At 60.2% G+C, this 21,361-nt stretch carries 21 protein-coding genes, 1 tRNA gene and 1 pseudogene; 12 read left to right on the top strand and 11 right to left on the bottom strand.

The annotated features are described in order from the left end of the window. The first annotated feature begins 153 nt into the window (after positions 1–153). Genes NW814_RS09480 through NW814_RS09465 form a run of 4 tightly spaced genes read left to right on the top strand, consistent with a single transcriptional unit; the run spans position 154 to position 6,571 of the window. Positions 154–3,042 carry a site-specific DNA-methyltransferase gene (locus NW814_RS09480; protein ID WP_414406112.1) on the top strand — a complete coding sequence of 963 codons (2,889 nt, stop codon included), beginning with the start codon at positions 154–156 and terminating at the stop codon, positions 3,040–3,042. After that, entirely contained in the window at positions 3,042–3,359 is a 318-nt protein-coding gene (locus NW814_RS09475) for a nucleotidyltransferase domain-containing protein (RefSeq protein WP_414406111.1), read from the top strand. Before NW814_RS09480 ends, NW814_RS09475 begins: the two co-directional genes overlap by 1 nt. Next, entirely contained in the window at positions 3,343–3,768 is a 426-nt protein-coding gene (locus tag NW814_RS09470; RefSeq protein WP_414396324.1) for a HEPN domain-containing protein, read from the top strand. The genes NW814_RS09475 and NW814_RS09470 overlap by 17 nt, the downstream gene beginning before the upstream one ends. Continuing rightward, the gene (locus NW814_RS09465) at positions 3,749–6,571 is read left to right on the top strand and encodes a BPTD_3080 family restriction endonuclease (protein WP_414406110.1); all 2,823 of its coding nucleotides are present in this window, start codon (positions 3,749–3,751) and stop codon (positions 6,569–6,571) included. Before NW814_RS09470 ends, NW814_RS09465 begins: the two co-directional genes overlap by 20 nt. Here the strand turns inward: NW814_RS09465 and NW814_RS09460 are convergent. Together NW814_RS09460 and NW814_RS09455 are read right to left on the bottom strand one after the other, a co-directional pair. Further along, complete coding sequence (locus NW814_RS09460) at positions 6,523–6,864, bottom strand: Arm DNA-binding domain-containing protein (RefSeq protein WP_414406109.1); 342 nt, start codon at positions 6,862–6,864, stop codon at positions 6,523–6,525. The two genes, NW814_RS09465 and NW814_RS09460, sit on opposite strands and share 49 nt — an antisense overlap. Positions 6,865–6,986: 122 nt before the next feature. Further along, positions 6,987–7,071: transfer RNA gene (locus NW814_RS09455), tRNA-Ser, on the bottom strand. Positions 7,072–7,218: 147 nt separating this feature from the next. Here NW814_RS09455 and NW814_RS09450 point away from each other — a divergent pair. The 5 genes and pseudogenes from NW814_RS09450 to pdxA all read left to right on the top strand — a co-directional run bounded on the left by NW814_RS09450 (position 7,219) and on the right by pdxA (position 11,188). Then, positions 7,219–7,773: a hypothetical protein gene (locus NW814_RS09450; protein ID WP_414406108.1), complete on the top strand. Its 555-nt coding sequence runs from the start codon at positions 7,219–7,221 to the stop codon at positions 7,771–7,773. A 3-nt stretch (positions 7,774–7,776) separates the two neighbouring features. Then, on the top strand, positions 7,777–8,214 hold the full coding sequence (locus tag NW814_RS09445) for an SRPBCC family protein (protein ID WP_414406107.1): 438 nt from the start codon (positions 7,777–7,779) through the stop codon (positions 8,212–8,214). Positions 8,215–8,251: 37 nt separating this feature from the next. Continuing rightward, positions 8,252–8,833 carry a peroxiredoxin family protein gene (locus NW814_RS09440; RefSeq protein ID WP_414406106.1) on the top strand — a complete coding sequence of 194 codons (582 nt, stop codon included), beginning with the start codon at positions 8,252–8,254 and terminating at the stop codon, positions 8,831–8,833. A 156-nt stretch (positions 8,834–8,989) separates the two neighbouring features. Further along, a pseudogene (locus tag NW814_RS09435) lies at positions 8,990–9,372 on the top strand (AarF/UbiB family protein); the annotation flags it as partial. A 763-nt stretch (positions 9,373–10,135) separates the two neighbouring features. Continuing rightward, complete coding sequence (pdxA, locus tag NW814_RS09430) at positions 10,136–11,188, top strand: 4-hydroxythreonine-4-phosphate dehydrogenase PdxA (RefSeq protein WP_414406105.1); 1,053 nt, start codon at positions 10,136–10,138, stop codon at positions 11,186–11,188. Here pdxA and rpiA read toward each other — a convergent pair. The 8 genes from rpiA to NW814_RS09390 form a co-directional block, all read right to left on the bottom strand. Next, complete coding sequence (gene rpiA, locus NW814_RS09425; RefSeq protein ID WP_414406104.1) at positions 11,145–11,837, bottom strand: ribose-5-phosphate isomerase RpiA; 693 nt, start codon at positions 11,835–11,837, stop codon at positions 11,145–11,147. The two genes, pdxA and rpiA, sit on opposite strands and share 44 nt — an antisense overlap. 30 nt (positions 11,838–11,867) lie before the next feature. Continuing rightward, entirely contained in the window at positions 11,868–13,187 is a 1,320-nt protein-coding gene (rimO, locus tag NW814_RS09420) for a 30S ribosomal protein S12 methylthiotransferase RimO (RefSeq protein WP_414406121.1), read from the bottom strand. 229 nt (positions 13,188–13,416) lie between these two features. Further along, the gene (gene cbiQ / locus NW814_RS09415; RefSeq protein WP_414406103.1) at positions 13,417–14,232 is read right to left on the bottom strand and encodes a cobalt ECF transporter T component CbiQ; all 816 of its coding nucleotides are present in this window, start codon (positions 14,230–14,232) and stop codon (positions 13,417–13,419) included. Continuing rightward, on the bottom strand, positions 14,219–14,863 hold the full coding sequence (cbiM, locus tag NW814_RS09410) for a cobalt transporter CbiM (protein WP_414406102.1): 645 nt from the start codon (positions 14,861–14,863) through the stop codon (positions 14,219–14,221). Before cbiM ends, cbiQ begins: the two co-directional genes overlap by 14 nt. Before the next feature lie 2 nt (positions 14,864–14,865). Then, positions 14,866–15,399, bottom strand: a complete 534-nt coding sequence (locus NW814_RS09405) for a carboxypeptidase-like regulatory domain-containing protein (protein WP_414406101.1) — start codon at positions 15,397–15,399, stop codon at positions 14,866–14,868. Positions 15,400–15,458: 59 nt separating this feature from the next. After that, the gene (locus NW814_RS09400) at positions 15,459–15,584 is read right to left on the bottom strand and encodes a hypothetical protein (RefSeq protein WP_414406100.1); all 126 of its coding nucleotides are present in this window, start codon (positions 15,582–15,584) and stop codon (positions 15,459–15,461) included. A gap of 261 nt (positions 15,585–15,845) precedes the next feature. Next, positions 15,846–16,649, bottom strand: a complete 804-nt coding sequence (locus NW814_RS09395; RefSeq protein WP_414406099.1) for an SH3 domain-containing protein — start codon at positions 16,647–16,649, stop codon at positions 15,846–15,848. Positions 16,650–16,795: 146 nt separating this feature from the next. After that, positions 16,796–17,167: a hypothetical protein gene (locus NW814_RS09390; protein ID WP_414396293.1), complete on the bottom strand. Its 372-nt coding sequence runs from the start codon at positions 17,165–17,167 to the stop codon at positions 16,796–16,798. 268 nt (positions 17,168–17,435) lie between these two features. Here NW814_RS09390 and NW814_RS09385 point away from each other — a divergent pair, with 268 nt between their 5' ends. Beyond that, a complete protein-coding gene (locus tag NW814_RS09385; protein WP_414396291.1) occupies positions 17,436–18,152 on the top strand; it encodes a response regulator transcription factor in 717 nt (238 codons plus the stop codon). A 35-nt stretch (positions 18,153–18,187) separates the two neighbouring features. On the opposite strand, the gene NW814_RS09380 is transcribed toward NW814_RS09385, so the two are convergent. Beyond that, the gene (locus NW814_RS09380; RefSeq protein ID WP_414406098.1) at positions 18,188–19,066 is read right to left on the bottom strand and encodes an ABC transporter ATP-binding protein; all 879 of its coding nucleotides are present in this window, start codon (positions 19,064–19,066) and stop codon (positions 18,188–18,190) included. Between the two features lie 218 nt (positions 19,067–19,284). Between NW814_RS09380 and NW814_RS09375 the strand changes: the two genes are divergently transcribed. Further along, positions 19,285–19,563 carry a hypothetical protein gene (locus NW814_RS09375; protein WP_414406097.1) on the top strand — a complete coding sequence of 93 codons (279 nt, stop codon included), beginning with the start codon at positions 19,285–19,287 and terminating at the stop codon, positions 19,561–19,563. Between the two features lie 75 nt (positions 19,564–19,638). Further along, the gene (locus NW814_RS09370; RefSeq protein ID WP_414406096.1) at positions 19,639–21,207 is read left to right on the top strand and encodes a TM0106 family RecB-like putative nuclease; all 1,569 of its coding nucleotides are present in this window, start codon (positions 19,639–19,641) and stop codon (positions 21,205–21,207) included. The last annotated feature ends 154 nt before the right edge of the window (positions 21,208–21,361 follow it).

The following is a 21,361-nucleotide window of genomic DNA, read 5'->3' as shown; positions in this document are numbered from 1 at the left end:
GTAGACCTTAGCAGGAAGAGAGCAGAAACCCGACAGACGCTGCGCTACCCACAAGTGGGAGTGTTTGTTAGCCTCTTGTAGGTCTTTCAGAGCGGTTTGGTCTCAAGCTAGCCTTCCTAGTAAGCCCACGACGCAACCAACAGGCAGGACTGGATGGCAGGCAAGAAGACCAACACCCAACGCTCAATCGAATCCTACGAGCACCGGGACAAACAGCGGCTCAACAACCCGCCTGTGGGACTGGTGACGCCTGAGAACGACCGGGACGCGGGGCAGAAGAAGAAGACCTACGCCTACGACCCGCACCTGGATCCGCAGCTTGTCTGGGCTGGCAAGGCCGAGCACACTTCGTTCGAGGTGCCCACGGTTTCGCTCCACGTCCACGAGCGGATTGACCCGCGCACCATCATCGAGGCTGTGCGCAAGAAAGACGACCAAGCTGGCCCGGTACAACTGGGGTTGTTTGAGGAAGAACGCAAGGAGCCCCTGCGCCAGGCCATCGAATTTTACCAGCACAAGCATGGCTGGACGAACCGGCTGATCGCCGGCGATTCGCTCTTGGTGATGAACTCGCTCTTGGAAAAGGAGGGAATGGCCGGCAAGGTGCAGATGATCTACTTTGACCCGCCCTACGGCATCAAGTACGGCTCCAACTTCCAGCCCTTTGTGAATAAGCGCGACGTCAAAGACGGCAAGGACGAGGATTTGACCTCAGAGCCAGAGCAGATCAAAGCCTTCCGCGACACCTGGGAGCTGGGCATCCACTCTTACCTCACCTACCTGCGCGACCGCCTGCTTTTGTGCCGGGAACTCCTCAGCGAGAGCGGCTCCATCTTCGTGCAGATCGGCGACGAGAACGTCCATCGCGTGCGCTGCTTGATGGATGAGGTGTTTGGGGCGGGGAACTTTGTTGCAATGATAACGTACAAGACTACTGGAGGAGCAAGACAAGAAAAAGCGCCAAAAAGAACTTCAGATTTTCTTTTATGGTACTGCAAGCAACGTGCGGAAATGAAGTTTCGCCGTTTATTTAGTAAACAGGATCCAGATACAACCATATTTTCTGAAGTTGAAGAACATACCGGTGTTCGTAGACCTTTAACAGATACTGAGAAACGGGATGTTAAGCGAATTATTGAAAAAGGCTTGAGATTAGTTACAACTTTACCTTTGCATTCAAAAAGTCCAGGAGACCAGAGCCCGCGGAAGTTTCAAGCAAAAACGTGGTCCATTCCAACTGGCTCCTGGCGTTACTCAGAAGAAGGTTTTAAACGTCTGGGACAGGCTGGCCGGCTAGTTGCTAAGCAAACTGTTCTCAGGAGCGTAAGCTATTTCGATGACTGGCCGTATGAAGAGGTTACTTCTAACTGGAATGATACGGGGCCAGAGCTTGTTAAGATTTATGCTGTCCAAACCAATACAAGAGTCATTGCCCGCTGCCTGCTGATGACCACCGATCCGGGCGACCTGGTGTTTGACCCGACCTGCGGCAGCGGCACCACGGCCTACGTGGCCGAGCAATGGGGGCGGCGCTGGATCACCTGCGACACCTCGCGCGTGGCGATTACCCTTGCCCGTCAGCGGCTGATGACCGCCGTGTTCGATTACTATGAACTCGCGCACCCGCAGGAGGGCGTCGGCAGCGGCTTTAAATACAAGACCGTGCCGCACGTCACGCTCAAGTCCATCGCCAACAATCCGGAAATCGACGACATCTACGCGCGCCTGCACCCGGCGGTGGAGGAGGCTCTGGCTGAGCTCAACGCGGCGCTAAAGGGCCAGGCGGTGAAGTTTAAGGTGACCCAAGGTGGCCGGGCTGGCCACTTTGTGGACTTTGCCGCGCCCGATACGGAAACCTTCACCATGCCCGCTGGCCAGGTGGTTAAGGTCAATGAGCTGGTGGAATGGGAGGTGCCCTTTGAGTTTCCCGCCGACTGGCCGGAAGCTGCCCGGACGCCATTCGAGCGATTCCATCAAGCCCGCCGTGCCCTGCGAGCAGCCATCGATGAGGCCATTGCCCGCCACGCGCCGCAGGAGACGCTTTACGACCAGCCCTTCGTGGACAGGAAGAAGGTGCGGGTGACAGGCCCGTTCACCGTGGAAGCAGTGCCAGCCCCAGCGGTGAAATCGGTGGATGAGATTTTGGAGCCCAAGCCCGAGCCGGCAGATGCCTCGATTGCCCGCTCTGGCGAAACACTGCGTCAGGAAGAATGGCGCGACGAGCTGCTCAAGACGGGTATCCGTGGGAAGAACGGGCAATACATCCGCTTTGCCCGGCTGGAACCGCTGCCCGCCTGTCGTTGGCTCCATGCCGTGGGGGAAACGCGGCCCAGCGACGAAGGGGCAAATACCGTGCGCGAGTCGGCGCCTGCCTACGACCCCCTGCGCGTGGTGGTCTCCTTTGGCCCGGAATATGGCCCGCTCGAGCAACGGCAAGTGGAGCAGGCCTGGGAAGAAGCGCGGATGCTCGTCCCACGGCCAAAACTGCTGATCTTTGCCGCCTTTCAGTTTGACCCGGAAGCGGCGAAAGACATTGACGAGATGAAGCCGGAGCTGGCTGGAATGCAGTTCCTCAAAGTGCAAATGAACGCTGACCTTTTGACCGACGACCTGAAGAAAAAGCGCGCCAGCAACGAGTCCTTCTGGCTCATCGGGCAACCGGATGTGTACCTGGAACGCATTGCCGACGGCGAGGACAAGGGAAAGTATCGCGTTTCAGTTCTCGGCTTCGATTACTACAACACCAAGACCGGCCAGATTGAATCGGGCGGGGCAGATAGAATTGCCCTCTGGATGCTCGACACCGACTACGACGGGCGCAGCCTCTACCCGCGCCAGGTGTTCTTCCCGATGGCAGGCGAGAAGGAGGGCTGGGCAAAACTGGCTCGCAATCTCAGGGCAGAAATCGATGAGGAGCGGATCGAAGCTTACCGAGGCACGGTGTCGCTGCCGTTTGCGCTCGGTGAGCACCGACGCATTGCCGTCAAAATTGTGGATGACCGGGGCATTGAGAGCCTGAAGGTCGTAAAAGTGGATCCATGATGGACGAGCAAGCTCTGCAAGAAATTGTTCAACGAATCGTGGCAGTAGCGCAGCCCAGCCGCATACTTTTGTTTGGTTCCTATGGCCGTGGCGATGCCGACGCTGGCTCTGACGTGGATCTCATAGTGGTCGAACCAGAAGTGCCCGACCCGTATAGCGAAATGATCCGCTTGCACAAAGCTGTAGGCTCGCTTGGCCCAGGGATCGATCTGCTGGTTTATTCTGAGGCCGAATACCAACGGCGCAGTCAGGTGCCGGGCACGGTGCTGTACTGGGCACGCAAGGAGGGAAGAGCCCTCTATGAAGCCCCATCTTGAAGAGGCCTGGCGATCCCTGCGCTTGGCGGATCGCGACCTCAAGGCATTTGAAGTGTTGAAAAAAGACCCCGAGGTTCACCCTGCTATCCTCTATTTCCATGCCCAGCAAGCGGTAGAGAAATCTCTCAAGGCAGTCTTGTTTGCCCAACAGATTGAATTCACACGCACCCATGACCTGGTCAAGCTAGCGCGTCTGCTCAACGACCGGGGCATTTCGTTGCCGGTTGGGGAAGATCAACTCCGTCAACTCAACCCCTTTGCTGTTGCCTTTCGCTACGACGACACAGAATTTGCGCCTATTCCCCAACAAGAGGTGGCAAGTCTGCTGACAGAGATTCGCTGTTGGGCAGCGGAAGAAGTCAGTGCAGCAACGGAACGGGAGAAAGGCGATGGCCCGGACTACGATTGACCGCTTGATTATCAACTCGCCCTACGAAGAGCCGAAATACCACTGGCACTACGACCGCCAGACGCGCACCTTCGAGCTGGTGGAGGGCCGCCGCCCGGCGGGCTACGTGGTGGCGACTCCCGGTTCAAAATCTTTCGACGATCCGGGCATCTTCGTCGAGATCCCGCTTGTCAACCAAATTCGACCCCGCGTCAAAGCCTGGCGCGAGGCGGGCTATCCCGGCGTTACCACCATCACCAGGCGGCTCTTGGAGTACTGGCACGACCCCGAGGAGTTCGACAGACGTCGCTTTTTCTTTTGCCAGTTGGAGGCGGCAGAGACGCTCATTTGGCTGACCGAGGCGCCGCCTGCCGAGCGGGTAGGCATTGAGATCCCAGGTGACGGCGGGGCCTTCTTGCGTCGGTGCTGCAAGATGGCAACGGGTACGGGCAAGACCATCGTAATGGCGATGGTGATTGCCTGGCACATCCTCAACAAGGTGGCCAATCCCCAAGATGCGCGCTTTTCGAAAAACGTGCTGGTCATCGCGCCGGGACTGACGGTGAAGCAGAGACTGGCTGTCCTCGAGCCAGCCGCCGAGGGCAACTACTATGAGGCGTTTTCCATCGTGCCCCCCGCCTTCCTCGATAAGCTTCGCCAAGGGAAGGTATTGGTGCGCAACTGGCACGCCCTGGCTTGGGAAAGCGAAGAGCAAATCAGGGAGCGCAAAAGCGTGGACAAGCGCGGCGTCAAAAGTGACGAAGCCTATGCCCGTGAAGTTTTGGGCGAGATGGCAAATGCTTCCAATCTGCTAGTCATCAACGATGAGGCGCACCACGCCTGGCGCGTCAACCAGGAGGCTGAAGGGAAGTCCTTGCGCGCTCGCGACCTGAAAGACAGCGCTGCGGAAGCCACAGTCTGGGTAGGCGGGCTGGATCGTCTGCATCGCTCACGAGGCATTCTGACCTGCTACGACTTTTCCGCCACCCCTTTTGCACCATCGGGAAAAAAGAGCAGCGAGGAGACCCTGTTCGGTTGGATTGTCAGTGATTTTGGCCTCAACGACGCAATCGAATCCGGCTTAGTCAAGACGCCGCGTGTGGTGGTGCGCGACGACGCCGTGCTGGACGCCAAAACCTACAAATCCCGTCTCTACCACATCTACAACGACCCAGAAGTCAAGGACGACCTCAACCGCCGCGCCGAACCCCACGAGCCGCTGCCGGATCTGGTGCTGAACGCCTATTACCTGCTGGGTTACGACTGGCGTGAGACATGGAGAGCCTGGAAAGCGGCCGGCCTGCCCACGCCGCCTGTGATGATCACCGTCTGTAACCGAACTGAGACAGCAGCGCGGGTCAAGCACGCCTTCGATTCGCGGAGCATTCACATCGACGAGCTATGCGACCCGGAGCGAATCCTGCATATCGACTCGAAGGTGCTAGAAGAGGCTGAGGCAAAGGAAGAGTCCGCGGTAACAGTAGAGGCGTCGAACGAGACCGAGGAGGGGGAGGAGGAAGAGGCACCCGTCGAGCGCAGGCTAACCAAGGCAGAACAGGCGGAACTTTTGCGGAAGATCGTAGATACGGTTGGCAAGGTGGGGCAGCCAGGCGAGAAGATCCAGAACGTCATTTCCGTCGGGATGCTGAGCGAGGGCTGGGACGCCAAGACGGTGACGCACATTATGGGGCTGCGGGCCTTTACCTCGCAACTGCTGTGCGAGCAGGTTGTAGGCCGGGGCCTGCGCCGCACATCCTACGAGATCAACCCACAGACCGGGCTGCTTGAGCCCGAGTACGTCAACATCTTCGGCGTGCCTTTCACGTTCTTACCGCATGAGAATAGCGGAGATGGCCCGCCACCGCCGCCAACGCCCAAGACTGCGGTAGAGCCGGATCCAGCCAAAGCGGAGTTTGAGATCCGCTGGCCGAATGTGGTGCGTATCGAGCGCGTACTTCAGCCAGTATTGACTCTTGATTGGTCGAAGGTGCAGCCCTTGGAGCTGAACGCGGCCCAGACACCGCAGGTGGCCGAACTGGCACCAATTCTCGAAGGCAAGCCAGACGTAACTCAAATCAGCCGCATCGAACTGGAGCAGTTGGCCCGGGAGTTTCGCACCCAGCGCATCATCTTCGAAACTGCCCGGAACGTGTTCGATCAAATCAAGCAAAGCTGGAAAGGCAGTCGCGAAATCTTGCTGGCGCAGTTGGTGCGGATTGTGGAGCAGTTCATTCGCTCTGACCGCATCTTGATCTCCCCACCTCTTTTTTATCAGGACGAACTGCGCCGTCGGTTGATCATCACCCTCAACATGTCACGGATTGTGCAACATGTGTGCGAGGCGGTGCGGCAGGAAAACACAGAGCGGCTTACTCCGATCTTCGACCGCGATCACCCTATCCGCTCGACGGGCCAAATGCGTACCTGGTACACGAGCAAACCCTGCCAACGCACGCGCAAGTCACACATCAACGTCTGTGTCTACGACAGCACCTGGGAGGCGTCGGACGCTTTCGTCCTGGACAATAGCAGTGCCGTGAGCGCCTGGGCAAAAAACGACCATCTGGGCTTCGAGGTGCCTTACGTCTATCGTGGCGTGGTGCGGAAGTATCGGCCAGATTTTCTTGTGCGGCTTGCCAATGGCGACATGCTCATTCTGGAAACGAAGGGACAGGACACTGAACTAGACCGGGTGAAGCGGTGCTATCTCGAGGAGTGGGTGCAAGCCGTCAATACGCATGGCGCGTTCGGTCGCTGGCAGTGGAAGGTGGCCCGTCACCCAGGCGAGATACGGGACATTTTGTTGCAAAGCCTAGAGCAGTAGGAAGCTGGAACCCGAAAGGCTTGTGAACGTGTTGATAGCAGCCAGCTGCTGGGCCCCCCGTACATACTGCGGCCCTCTCTCAGAGGGATGTACGGATATTCGCCAAGACTGAGCCGTCTTTCCTGGCCCCGGAATCGGTAGCGAAACCGCCAGAGCCTCGACCCTTGGGCTTCACCTCCAAGTACAGCCCTTCTTTGTCTGGCAACTGGTAGGGCTTGTCCTTGGGTTTGGCATTCCTGATAACTATCTCCGACAGAGCCATGTCCCGCCCTGGCTTTTGTGTCCCTGGTCATGTCCCACTTCAGCCCGGATTACGGTGGATTTTGTCAGTCTATCTTGGACACTGAAAAGCCCGGAAGCCCTTCTAGACAAGGGCCTGCTGGATCTGGGTGGATGTCATCGGACTACGTGGTAACGGAGAGGGTGGGATTCGAACCCACGGTGGCTTGCGCCACGGCAGTTTTCAAGACTGCTTCCTTAAACCACTCGGACACCTCTCCACCCTATCCCTGGCAGGGATCTGCAGCCTTACCTATCTTAGGCTCTGCAATTGCCTTTGTGCAGCCGGGGAGCCACCCCCCTGACAACAACTTGTGAGCAAGAACAGGGATCCGCTATAACCCACCTGAGGGATCCCTGGCTGACCGATGAGAGGACACTTTTGCCCAGCCCAGGTGCAACTTCTAGCTTGGCTGGCGCCGGTGTTGCTGACCGCCTGTCGACTCCTGCCGTCTACAGAACCTCCTGCCGCTGCCCAGCCGGATCCAGTGCTGCGCCACATCGGTGAAGATGGCACCCACTTTGAGGCTTCTGTGGGCGATACCCGCGCCCTTCCTCCCCACTTCCCGCAGCAGTTGCGCCTGCCCAACGCCACCGTCGTCTCTTCCGGGCAGATTTGGGATCAGGAGGGGGGATTGGCTTCCTTGATCCTGAAGACCTCTCAGCCTCTGGAGGAGATTGCCGCTTACTACCGCCGCACCCTCTGGGGCCGGGGCTGGGATCTCCTCTCCGATGTTGAGCAGGCCAACGGCATCCGCACGCTAGTGTTCGAGTCTCCCCCCCGCCCCGACAGACCACTCCAGCAGGCAGTCATCCAGCTGGGATCCCCTCGCCGCGGGCCGGATCAGGTGGAGTACCGCGATATCTTGATTTTGCTGAGTACCATTGCCCCTGTTGGCGAAGCGCCGCCTGCTGCTCCTTAGAGCATGCCCGTCTATACCCAAGCAATTGAAATTGCCGCTGGCGTGGCCCAGGTGGAGCGCTGCCTAGTCGACCCCGAGCTGATGCGGCGCTGGCTTAACCCCCTTTTGGGATGTGAAGCCCTGGGATCCCCCACGGGACAATTGGGTAGCCGCTACCGCTTTTTCCTACGCCTGCCTCTAGTCTCCCCCAGCTTGGACTGCGTGATTGTCGAGCGGGCCGAGGGCCTGGTGGAGTGGCAGTTCGAGGGTTTTTTTCAGGGCACTGACCGCTGGGAGTGCCACCCCCAAGCGTCGGGGACGCTCTTGGTCAACCGCTTTGCGTTTTGCATCCCCAACCCCTGGGTAGCGGCAGGGTTTCATCTCGTGGCAGCAGAGCTGACCCGGCACGACATGCGGGCGCAACTGCGGCGGCTAAAGGCAGTAGCCGAGGCTTTGGGTTAGGCTGGTGGCAGGGAGTAAAGAAACGTAAAAAACTGCCATGACCAGCAACAGCGGCTTGTTCAACCGTCGCTTCTTCGAAAACTTCATCCCCCAGCCAGCCAACAACTCTCTGCAGATTGGCGAGCTGGCCCCCGACTTTGAGCTGCCTAACGTCCAAGGGGATCCCGTGCGCCTATCGGACTACCGCGGCCACAAGCCGGTGGTTCTGGCCTTTACCCGCATCTTTACGGAAAAGCTCTTCTGCCCCTTCTGCTACCCCCACATCCAGGAGCTGAAGGCCCGCTACGAAGAGATCCGGGCGCTGGGAGCAGAGCTGCTGATGGTTACCAGCACCGACCCGGTGCAAAGCCAACAGATCCAAGCCGACCTGCAACTACCGTATCCGCTATTGGTGGATCCAGAGTGCAAAACTTTTCGGCTCTACGGCGTTGGCCAGGCGCTGGGAGCGCCCCTGCCGGGCCAGTTTGTTGTCGATCGCGAAGGGAGGCTGCGCTATAAGCACCTCTTCTCCTTTGCCGAGCCCAACGCCAGCACCGACGAAGTGCTGCGGGTCTTGCAGGAGGGGCTGACCAGCGGCTGGGACGGGACTCGTCGCGTGGCTCCTGTGCCCTTTTTCTAAGCTGCTGTTTCTAGGCAAGCCTGGAAGAGGGTGGAAAAGGGGTGGTCTTTGCGCGGCTGGCCCAGAACAGCGCCCGGCAGGCGGAGATCCTGGGACTACATGCGGCGCTTGCTCTCCTTGGGCAGGGCGGAAGAGCCACAACTGCCGCCGCCTCTGGTGCTGCGCAACATCCTGGTGGATTTGGGGCCGGTTTACGTGAAGCTAGGCCAGTTGCTGAGCACCCGCCTCGATCTGCTGCCGCGGGAGTACATCGAGCCCTTAGCAGCCTGCAGAGCAATGTGCCCCCTGTGCCCTGAAACGCGGTGGAGATCCTGCTGCGCCAGCAGTTGCGCCAGCCGCTGGAGCGGGTCTTCAGCAGCCTTGACACGGAAGCGGCGGCAGCGGGATCCATCCGGTTGGGCTCTGGTCGCCTCGCTCTCTTGGACTGCGGCATGATTGGGCGGCTGGATCCCTGCACACAGCAGATTGTGCTGGAGCTGATTTTGGCCATCGTCAGCTTGGATGCCCAGCGCTGTGCCGAGCTGACTCTGGAACTGGCCCTGCCGGAAAGTCCCAGGGGCAGCTTGCGGGCCCTGATGGCAGACGTATTTCGGCAGCAGTTGCTGGGGAAAGCTCCCCTACCTTCGTTGCTGCGCAGGGCCCTGGATCTGAAAAACCTCTCCCTGCAATCTCCGCGGCAATTGGAAGTGCTGCTTAGCCGCATCACACTTCGGAAACCCAACGCTGGAACCTGACGGTGCAGGATCTGGAAGGCCTGCGCAGCAGCCTGGATCAGTCAGCCAACTGCCTCTCCTAGTGGTTGGATCCCTGATTATCGGCGCCGCCATCATCTCGGCGCAAACCCAGTGCTTTCAGGTCTTCTAGCTGAGCGAGCTGCTTTTTGGCGCCGCCAGCTGCTGGGCCTATGGCTTATCCTGAGCATCCTCCGCTCCGGTCGCCTGCGTGGCTAATCCCCAGGCCAGCTGCCTAGGTATCCCTGTGCTCGGGATGTTTGCGAAACAACAAAAAAGCGGTATCAACGCCTTTGCGAGCGCCTCCAAGGATCCAGGAAAGGCCCATTTTTTCGTTACCCGCTCGATGCCTTGCGCCACAGGGCTCTCACCCCCCTCTCCAAGGCCACTTTTTGCCCTTTTGACCGACCCCCTTGCGAATGGGTCTTGTACCCCTTGCCCTGCTTGGCTTTAATGGGGGTAGAGTTCCTCCTTCGGGGAGACTCCTAGAAATTGGAAACCGAAGTGAACACTCTATTCCTAGCTCCCCCTTCGGGGGGATAAAAATTGGAAAGGAATCGGGAACGCCCCTGTGAGCCTAGTGCTGCCAAAGCTCGCCCTGACGTTGGGAGATCCAGCGGGGATTGGGCCAGAGATTGTGCTCAAGGCGCTGGCGGATCCCCAGGTGCAGGCCTGCGCCCAGATAACGGTGGTGGGCGAGCGGCAGGTTTTGCAGGCTACCTACCGTCTCTTGAAGGCAAAAGGGGTAGCGGATCCCTTAGCTGACCCGGCAGGGATCCCCGTCCTAGAGTGCGGCAGCGGCTTCCACCTAGAGTTCTCTCGTGTGGGCCGGGGGGATGCCCAGAGCGGAGCGGCCAGCTTTGTCTACCTGAAAACGGCTGTTGAAGGGGCGCTGCAAAGCCAGTTCCAGGGGATCGTGACCGCCCCCATTGCCAAATACCTCTGGCACCAAGCAGGCTACCCCTTCCCCGGCCAAACAGAGGTACTGGCCCAGCTCAGCGGGCGCGAGCACTACGGCATGCTGTTTGTGGCCCGTTCTCCCCACAGCGGCTGGCAGATGCGGGTTCTACTGGCCACCACCCACATCCCCTTGAGCCAGGTGCCCCTCACCCTCACCCCAGAGCTGGTGCGCAGGAAGTTGGACTTGCTGGCGGGATCCCTGCGCGAGCTTTTTGGGATTGGCGATCCCGTAATTGCCGTGGCTGGCCTCAACCCCCATGCCGGCGAACGGGGGCAACTGGGTTCAGAAGAACAGGAGTGGCTGGCGGAGCTGCTAGGTACCTATCCCCACGCCAGAATCTGGGGGCCGCTTCCCCCCGATACGATGTGGCTAGCTCCCGCCCAAGCCTGGTATGGTCAAGGATCTCCCGCCGTTGCCGACGCCTACCTGGCCCTCTATCACGACCAAGGCCTGATCCCAGTGAAGCTGCTGGCGTTTGACCGGGCCGTCAACCTAACCCTGGGGTTGCCCTTTATTCGCACCTCCCCTGACCACGGCACCGCCTTTGACATAGCTGGACAGGGGGTGGCCCGCGCCGAGAGCCTCAAGCAGGCAATCCTGCTGGCAGCCGAACTGGCCCCTACGGCCGCCGCAGCGTCTCGATCCCTTCAGGGCCAGCGATAATGGCCTCCGTGGCCATGCCGATAAACAGGCCGTGCTCCACTACCCCCACCGTTGCTTTGAGTTGCTCAGCTAGCTTGGCTGGATCGGCAATAGGGCCAAACTGGCAGTCGAGGATGTAGTGCTGCTCGTCGGTGAGGTAGGGATCCCCGTCGGCCGTGCGCCGCAGCTCTGCCTGACAGCCCAGGGCCTCCACCCGCGCCAGGGTGGTCTTCCAGCCAAAGCGCACCACCTCCACCGGCACTGGGAAGCGCGTGCCTAGCTGCGCCACCTTCTTGGAGGCGTCGGCAATGATGATTAGCTCGGCGGCGCTGGCCTCCACCAGTTTCTCCCGCAGCAGGGCTCCCCCTGCCCCCTTGATGAGATTGAGGGATCCCACCTCAATTTCATCAGCTCCATCGATGGCCAGATCCAAGCGGGGCTGCTCTTCCAGCGTGGCCAGCGGGATCCCTAGAGAGCGGGCCTGTTCTGCCGTGCGCTCGGAAGTGGGCACCCCGATGAACTGCAGCCCCTCCTTTCGCATGCGCTGGGCTAGGGCGCTCACTGCAAAGGCGGCTGTGGAGCCCGTCCCCAGGCCCACCACCATGCCTGACTGTACCCGCTGGGCTGCTGCCTGGGCTGCCGCCTGTTTCAGCTCCTCAGAACTAGTCATCCTATTCCCGCTGGAGTCCAACTTGCTATTCTACCGCCCACTCCAACTAAAGCCCTGCGGCGCCTCCACCACCTGGCCGAAGAGATCGTAGGGCTCGGCCCGCGTAATCTGGACCGGCACCAGGGATCCCAGGGATCCGGGCCCGCGCACATACACCACCCCGTCCACCTCAGGGGCAAAGCGGGGGGAGCGGCCAATCCACTCGCCCGTGCGGGGGTTTTCCTGCTCCAGGAGCACAGGCACCACCTGCCCCACCTGCTCGCGGTTGCGGCGGAAGGCGATCCCCTGCTGCAGCTGCATCAGGCGGGCGCGGCGCTCTTTTTTGACGCGCTCAGGCACTTGGTGAGGAAGGTGGTAGGCAGGCGTGCCTTCTTCGGGAGAAAAGGTAAACACCCCCACATGGTCAAATTGGTGGCGCTGCACAAAGTCCAACAGATGCTGGAAGTGCTCCTCTGTCTCGCCAGGAAAGCCGACGATGAAGCTGGTGCGCAGCACGGCCTTGGGTAGGGCCTGACGCAGCCGCTCGATCAACCGGTCGTTGACCTGGTCCTGCCAGGGGCGGTTCATGGCCTTGAGGATCTCGGGGTGGCTGTGCTGCAGCGGCAGATCCAGATAGAGCAAGAAATTGGGGGTCTCCTGAATGGCCTCTACCACTGCCGGAGTAATGCCCGTAGGGTAGGCATAGAGCATGCGGACCCAGGGAATAGGGATCTTGCCCAGAGCACGGATGAGCTCAGCCAGCCGCGGCTCCCCGTAGAGGTCGATCCCGTAGTTGGTGGTGATCTGGGAAATGAGAATCAGCTCCTGCACCCCTTCTGCGGCCAGTTGTTCGGCCTCCCGCAGGATGGACTCGATGGGGCGAGAGCGTTGCTTGCCCCGCAGGTGGGGGATGATGCAGAAAGAGCAGCGATAGTCACACCCCTCGGCCACCCGCAGGTAGGCCACTGGCGCGTGGGTAGTGCGATAGCGGGGGACAGTCTCATCAGCAATGTAGTCCAAGCTGGAGGTGACGGCATTAACCCGCTCTCCCCGCTCCACCCGCTCCATAACTTGGACGATTTGGTGGTAGTCGCCCGTGCCCACAATGGCCACCGCCTCTGGGATCTCCCGCAGCAGCTCCTCCTGGAAGTGCTGCGCCAAGCAGCCGGCGATGATGAGCTTCTTGCCCTGCACTGCCAGCTCCATCAAGGTGCTGACCGACTCCCGCCGCGCCGCTTCGATGAAGCTGCAGGTGTTGACGATGACGTAGTCGGCGCTTTCTTCATCCCCCTCCACCCGGTAGCCTGCCTGGGCCAGCAGGCCCATCATGTGTTCCGTGTCCACGCGGTTTTTCTCACAGCCCAGATGCACAACGGCAACAGCCGGCGCTTCCTTTGGGGAGGCGGCAGGGCTGCGAGAGGGCGTAGGCAGAGCGGTTTCCAACCAGTTCATAGCCACAGGAGAGGCCGAGAGAATGGCAACAATAGACAACAAATGAATTGGGAAAATTGAGGCCTTCCTATTCTAGTTCTAGTTGGGTTTCGCTTCTAAAGGCGGGGAGGAGGACTGTCCACCTTGTCTAACTCCCCTGCCAACCAGCTCAATCGGGATAACCCCCAAATTGAACCCACACCAAGCCGAGAGCCACAGCCACCGCCAGCCCAGTGGCCGCCCAGCTCCAGGGATCTCCTGCCCTCTCTTCTGGGAGCAGAAGCGCTCTTCCATAGCCCCGTAGGCGCAGCGCCTGATAGACCCGCTCGGAGCGCTCGTAGCTGCGCACCAGGAGAGTGCCCACTGCAGCAGCCAGGAAGGGAAGGTCTTGTCGCAAGGCCAGGTCCGGACGCCCCAGGGATCCCCGCGGTCGCCAGCCCCTCAGCCGAGCTGCCCGCTGCATCCGCTGCCACTGGGTAGCCACCTCCTGCAAATAGCGCTGGGTTAGCCAAGCCAGTTCCAGGAGTAGGTCGGGGATCCCCAAAGCCCCTAGGGCTGCCAACAGGGCCGGCAGAGGGGTGGTCTCCCCCAGCAGCATTGCCAGGGCCAACAGCGCCAGGCTGCGCCCGCCAAGGCAAAGCGCCCTCTCCAGCCCCTCCCAGCGCAAAGCCAAGGAGCCCCACTGCCAGAGGAAGGTCTCCCCAACGGCAAAAGGCAAGAAGAGGACGAAGGCTATCAACAAAACTCCTGGGGCGGCCAGCCGTCTTAGCCCTCGGCGCAGGGGCAAGCCGGAGAGCGCCCAAAGAAGAGCCACCAACACCCAAACTAGGGGTAGCAAGGCCAAGCGCTGCACCTGGGCAAAAGCCGCCATCAATGCCAGTAGGCCAACCACCTTGGGCAGAGGCCGCCAGCGGTGGAGCCAAGGGGAGGAAAAACTCCTGGAGGCGAGAGGCGGGCAGGGCAGATTAGCCTTAGAGCTTTTCATCCTCCCCCAAAAGCTGCGGCTGTACCCGCTGCAAGAACAGCACCACCCAACGGGTAAACAGCCCCTCCACCCCTGCCAGCGGCAGATGAGCTGCCATCAAGCCGGCCAGGGCCAAGCGCTCTGCGGACGTGGAAGGGATCCCCTCGCTGTACAGCGCCGCCAGCACCACGCCGTAAAATAGCAGCGCCGCCAGCACCACCCCTGCAGCTCCTGCCCAAAAGGCAGCCCAGCCCGTTCCCAGCCGCCGCCGGCTGGCTTGAAAGATCCCTCCTGCCAGAAGCGCCGGGATCCCCAAGATGGCGGCGTTGATCCCCAGGGTGGTCAGCCCTCCATGCCCGAAAGCCACGGCCTGAAAGAACAGGCCCACCAGGATGGCCGGGTAGGCCAAGACCCCCAAGAGCACGCCCATTAGGCCATTGAGCAGCAGGTGCAGGCTGGTTGGAGGAAAGGGCAGGTGAATGGAGGAGGCGACAAAAAAAGCCGCTGTCAGCAGCGCTGCCTTGGGGAGCGGGCGGCGGGGATCCTTTTCCAGCCGCTGCAGGCGGCCCAGGCTGTAGCCGGTGATCAAGGCGGTGAGGCCATAGCCTCCCAACCACAGGGGCGCTGGCAAAAGGCCCTCGCTGATGTGCATGGCTAGTCCTGCTCCAGAGCAGCAGCGCCGACTTCGGAGCTTGGCCGTTCTCCACCCACAGAGGCGGCAGGGCGGGGCCGCAAGAAAAACAGCGCTGTGCCCAAACAGCCCCAGATAACGCAGGCGGCCATGACCCCTCGCTGCAGAGGCCCAAAGCCAGGGGAGGAAGGGCTGGGGATCCCTAACGCCTCCCCAACCGGCACCTTCACCACTACGCCGTGCCCCGCCTGGCGAATGTGCACCTGCCACAGGCCCTTGAGCTCCGGATCCGGCTGCAGCCAAAACCGGCCCTGGGCGTCCGTCTGCCCCTCCTGCCAAGGAGTGCTGGGATTGCTAGGTGCAAACACCGTTACCTGCGCCGAACGCATCGGCTCGCCTGTGTCGTAGCGGGCCTGGATCTCGAACGTGGGAACTGCTCGCCAAGAGGCCTCCACCCCGTGTCCCCAAGCCGGGGCAGCCAGAAGCAAGCCAAAAGCCAGCCAGCTCAGTTGCCAGTAAGAGTGGAAAAGGGTGCGACTTGGCCAGACTGGGTTCATCGCTAAGCAAAGGATAGAGGACAACAAAAGCCAACGGGACTTGAGGGCAAAGACCTACGTCAAGAACCCCGTCCTGCCGAGGCAATCAGGCGAACCCCAGCGCTGCCTTTGAGGCCGTCCTTGAAGGGCAGCCTGTCATTCCCAAACAGGTGGTCGAAGTGGAAGGCGGCTTCCCAGTCCGCCACCTGGCCTCCCGGACAAGACCCTTGTGCTCTTCTCCCACCTACTCGCCACAGACGAGGGCCAGCTCAGGACTGAACTTGAGCACACATGGGATCCCCTCCGCCTCCCTTTTTGCTGTTCAGGCTCTACCCTTGATCCAGAGAGAGTAGCCCTTCGACGGACCCTCCAGCGCCGGCATTTGTCGCTTGGCCCAGGCAGTCCTGCTCTACCGAACCACAGATTTCTTCACCCTTACAATCCCCCGCTGGGGCATCCCCCAGAAACTACTCCTGCGCCAAGTTTCCGGCCCGCACCCAACCTTCCTGCCCGTTCTGCCGCCGGATGCGCTGCCAGCGGCCATCGGCGCTGTATTCCAGCACTTCCACCACCTCGTTCATGGGCACACCACCGATGTAAGCTCCTTCCCGGTCGGGAGTGGCCCGTAGCGCTAGGCCAATCGGCTCAATTACCCGTCCCCGTTCACCTGGAGCAAGGCTGGTTTCTAGCGGTGGCCGAATTGGCGAGGGGGTAGAGTTAGGCGTAGATTCAACCCTAGAAGTTGCAGAAAGTGGAGCCGAGGCAACTGCTGCTCCTTCCGCGGGGCCCAGGTTGCCAGCGCGTACCCAGCCTTCCTGGCCGTTCAGCTCTCGCCGTACCCGTTGCCAGCGACCATCGGCGCTGTACTCCAGCACCGTCACTATTTCCCCCGCCCCAATTCCCCCTTGGTAAGCTCCCTCCACCGAGGGCTTGCTGCGGATGGCTAGACCCAGAGGCTCGATCACCCGCCCCCGGCTGCCAGGCGGAAAGGCAGTGGAATCAAGGCTGCCTACAGCCAGCGGAGACTCCCTCTGAGTAGGGCGAGCCGAGGGGGAAAAGGGCAAGCTTGTCGGTCTAGGCAAAGGCTCCACCCGCACCGCTCGAGGAAACTGCGGCACTGCAGGGGGAGCCAGCAGGGGGGCCATGAACTGCCACGCCTGCCAACCCAGAGCAGCCAAGGCCCCAACCGAGAGGCTCAGGGCCATTAGGGTGCCGAAGGGAAAACTCCCCACCGCGGGAGAAGAACGGCCTCGCACCGGGTAGTTAGCCATCCAAAACTCAGCTCCCAAAAGCCGAGAGTAAGGGCCTTGCCAACGCTTGCAAGCCCCAGAGCATCTCTAGTACTTCTAGTTTCGCCTCTGGGTGCTGGCTTGGGAAGCTATCTCCCAAGGGGCAAGCTCAGCAGCACGTTTAGCCTCTACTTGGTGAACATATTCTCCCAGTCAGTGGTGAGAATTTCGTGGCCAAAGGTCCAGCCGGCTAGGAGCAAGGGCAAGGCCAAACCCAAGAAGCCGAAGAAACTGATTACCTGAGCAATTTGCCGCTGCGCCCTTTTCCTTTTCGGGTCGGGGATGTTACTAGCAGCTACCGTGAGCTTTGAGCAAAAGGCTACCACCACCGCCCCCGCTGGCCCCAGCACCAGCGATGGCCACAGCCAATCCGCTACCTGCGCATACTCGTAGGCCCGCGTGAACGGCATGATGACGAAACAGACCAGCTCTAGCACTCCCCAGGTGAAGAGGGCCACCTGGATATCCTTGCGAAAGACGGCGTTGGGATCGTAGTACATAAGCCTCTGGGAAAAACCCCCACCATGCCACTCTAAGGCCTGGCCGGCAAGTTGTTACTCCCCTTCTTTGCAGACAGCCTAACTGGAGTAGTTGCCACTCATTTGCCCAGGGACAGAGGCTCGAGGAAAGCCAAACAGCCAATTCAATAAGAGTCTGAAGCAGTCTGTTGTATAAATAAAACTGCCTGGGTTTGCCGCTTTCTGCAGCCCGGATATGTCCTGCTGGCAGAGCTTTTCTGCAGCCCTGTCCCCTCCTAGTTACCCCGCTATGTTCCGCATCCTTATTGTCGACGACGATCCCAGCATTTGCACGCTGCTCAAGCGGTATTTGCAGCGCCAAGGGTACACGGTCGAGGTGGCTGCAACCGGTGCCGAGGGCCTGCAGCAGTTACGTACTTTTCAGCCGGACTTGGTGATTTTGGATTTGAACTTGCCAGATGTCAGCGGCTACAGCCTCTGCCGGCAGATGCAAAAGGAGACTGGCGTGTATGTATTGATGCTAACCAGCCGAGTGAATCCTGCCGACAAGCTGCAAGGATTTCAGCTAGGCGCAGATGACTACCTGACCAAACCCTTCACCCTACCGGAGCTACAAGCACGGGTACAGGCTATCCTGCGCCGGGGGCGGACGAAAGCCCAGGGAGGAAGCGCCCCCGTTCTAACCTTTGCCTCCTTGGTGATTAACCCAGAAACCCGGGAAGTCACTCGCGACCAGCGCCCCATTAGCCTAACGGCTCTGGAGTTTGACTTGCTCTACACCATGGCCCGCTACCCTGGACGGGTTTGGCGACGCGCTGAGCTGATCCGAGAGGTGTGGGACTTTAACTATGAAGGAGATGAGCGAGTCGTTGATGTCCACATTGGCCAAATTCGCAAGAAGTTAGAGACTGATGCCAGTCAGCCAGAGCTAATCCGCACCGTGCGCGGCGTTGGCTACAAGTTTGAGCCACCCACTCCAAAGGAGGGAGGAGAGGAATTCAAATAGCCATAAAAGAGAGAGAGGTTGAGAGTAAAAGCGCGCTAATCCAGACGACGGCCTGTCAAGCGCACAAAGATATCTTCTAGGTTGGCAGGGCGCACCATCAGGCCGGTTTTGTCGGATTCAGCTTCCAACTGCCGCTGGGCCTCCGCCAAGCTGGGGAAAAAGGTGTAGCTCACCTCCTGTCCAGGTCGGGAGCGCACCAGCAGAGCTTCCCCGTACTTGGCCCGCAACTGACTAGGGCTGCCCAGCTCGATCAGCTTGCCGCCGTCCATGATGCCGATGCGGTCGCACAGCTCTTCGGCCTCCTCCATGTAGTGGGTGGTAACTAGCAAGGTCATCCCCTGTCGATTCAGATCCCGCAGGATCTCCCACAACAGCCGCCGCGCTTGGGGATCCAATCCAACCGTCGGCTCGTCCAGGAACAAGATTTGAGGCTGGTGCAGCAGGGCTCTGGCCACTTGCAGGCGCCGCTTCATGCCGCCGGAGAGGGTCTTCACCTTGTCGTGCCGCCGGTCGGCCAGCTTCACGTACTCCAGCCACTCGTCAATGCGCCGCTGCCGCTCCGGGTTGGGAATGTGGTGCATGCGGCCGTGGAACTCCAGGTTTTCCCAAACCGTTAGCTCCGCCTCTAGGGTAATAGGCTGCAACACCACCCCAATCTGCCGCCGCACTGCTAAGGGATCCCGCACCACGTCGTAGCCCCCCACTTGGATGGATCCCTGGCTGGGTCGCGTGAGGCTAGTGAGCATGCGGATGGTGGTGGATTTGCCAGCGCCGTTGGGCCCCAGCAGGGCAAATACCTCCCCCTGAAAGATCCGCAGGCTCAAGTCCTGAACAGCCACCTGCTGCCCAAAGCGCTTCCACACCCCCTGCATTTCCACTGCCGCCGGCTGGGTCTGGGGCAGAGTCGGGGCCATCGAAAGAGGGGTTGCAATCAGCTCCATCTGCAGTGTAAAGAAGTCTTTCTTCCCTAGCATACGCCAGTTGGGTTGGCCTTCTCTCCTGGGCGGCTGTGATCCTCCTCACTCGGAGCTTTCACCTCGCCCTTGTAAAATAATTGACATCCAGCTGAGGAGCGGGGCTAGGCCAAAGCTCTACCCGAAGCACCAAGCTATAACCATTCAGGCGAGGCGCTATGCAGACTAGAGACCGATTTGATCAGATTGACTTCCGCCTGGATCGCCTAGTCGGCGCTGTGTTGACCCTAGTTGAAGCCGTCAGCTCTATCAAAGACGACTTGTCCCAGTTAAAAGACATCGTTCAGCAGCAGGCACAGATGACACAGGAGCACAGCGCTTGGCTGGAGGAGTTCAAGGCCGTCTGCCAGCAGCAAGCTGAAACCGCCCAGCGCCAGGCCGCAACGGTTGAGCGCCTCATTGCCCACTTCTGGCTAGCTCAGCAGCCCAAGGCTTAAGGCATGTCACAATGACAGCAGAGCTGAGGTCATCCGCCCTTGGAGTTCCAGGTTGCACCAGCCCAGCAGGGTTCTGTGGACACAGAAGAGGTGCTGGCCTTTTTTCGCTGTCGTCGCCTGCCCTACTTAGATCGCTTTGGACCTCAAGAAGCCAAGCTGCCGACGGAAAACCTGCTGGAGCAATGGCGTCGGGATCGCCAAACTCTGCAAGCTGCTGTGCTGGAGCAATTCCCGGGAGAAGAAGTTGCGCCGGGCAATGAAGCCCTTCTGGCAGCTATGGCAGCAGGGGCGGAGCGGATCTACGGCGGGCAGATTGTAGCAGAGCTGTTTTGGGAAGCTGAGGCGGAGCTTGCCAGCTCTGAAGTTGCCCTCGCTCCTTCCCCTGAGACAGAGGCTGAGCTCCCTGTCCCTGAAGACGGCTCCACTAACAAGACACCTGCACTGCCGCCTGGGGCTGTTCCAGAGTTTCGTTCCGTTTGGGTAAGCAGCTCGCTGGACCTCCTGATTCGGGATCCCGCCCTTCGCAGCCAAGGCCGGCCCGTTTACCTGCCGGTGCACATTCGCCTCGGCAAGCGCCCCAAGCCGGAGTACGAACTGTTGTTGGCTTTGCAGGCCGAGTTGCTTGGATCCCTGGAGGGGCAGGTGCCCAAGCACGGCTTTCTAATTTTGAAAGACAAGGAATGGTACCCCGTCGAGCTAGATCGACGACGTGCTCAGGTGCGCCGCCTGCTGCAAGATTACCTGCGCTCCCTTAGTCGACCCGAGCCGCCCCAGGTGTTAATGGCCCGCAGCCGCTGTCATCTCTGCCACTGGCGGAACTACTGTCGGCAGCTAAACGCCACCACCCAGCCCCTCAGCCTGCTACCGGGTGTAACTAGATCCCGCTATCCCCTTCTGCAAAAGGCGGGGATCGACTCAATTGAAGCCTTAGCCAACGCCCCTCTGGAAACGCTGCAGGCCATTCCCCAGTTGGGAGCCCGCGTGGCCCTGCAACTGCAGCTCCAAGCCCGCGCCGCCCTCAGCCGCCAGCCCCTCTGGCTGCAATCCCCACCCCCAGCTCTGCCGACAGCGCCCGTGGAGCTGTACTTCGACATCGAGGCAGATCCCCGCCACAACGTTGCTTACCTGCTGGGCTTGCTCGTGGTAGAACAAGCAGAAGGGAACAAGGTTGTCAACTACTACAGCTGCCTAGCTGCAGAGCCCCAGGAGGAAGGACAGGCCTGGCAACAGTTTCTAGAGCTGGTTCAACGTTACCCTGAGGCGCCTATCTATCATTTCCATGGCTTTGAAGTACAGACTTGCCGGCAACTGGGGGAGCAGTACCAAACGGATCCCCGAGAGGTGCAGCAACTGTTGGAGCGCTTTGTGGATTTACACACCTGGGTTCGGCGGTCGGTAGTGCTGCCCGTTGAGAGCTACTCCCTGAAGAACATCGCCCGCTGGCTGGGGTTCAAGTGGCGACTGCCCGAGGCCAATGGAGCCTACTCCATCTACTGGTATAGCCAGTGGCTGGAAACACGAGATCGCCGCTACTTGGAGCAGTCGCTCATCTACAACGAAGACGATTGCCGAGCTACCTATCACCTTAAAGCTTGGTTGAGTCAAAGTGCGGCTTTTGAGTCCAGTAGAGTAGAAACCGAATAGACTCTCTCCTCTACCTAACGAGACAGCAACTGCCTCCTCTCTTCCAGCAAAAAACCCCCACCGAGGGGTGTAGTAGGGTCTGGCACCGAGCTATTTTTCCGGGGGGTCACCCCTCCAGTAGGTTCGCCGCTGATGCGTTTCACGTCCGAGTTCG

The sequence above is a fragment of the Synechococcus sp. R65.1 genome, from assembly GCF_047461755.1.
In the GTDB taxonomy this organism is placed as follows: domain Bacteria; phylum Cyanobacteriota; class Cyanobacteriia; order Thermostichales; family Thermostichaceae; genus Thermostichus.
This window is presented reverse-complemented; position numbering and strand designations above follow the sequence as displayed.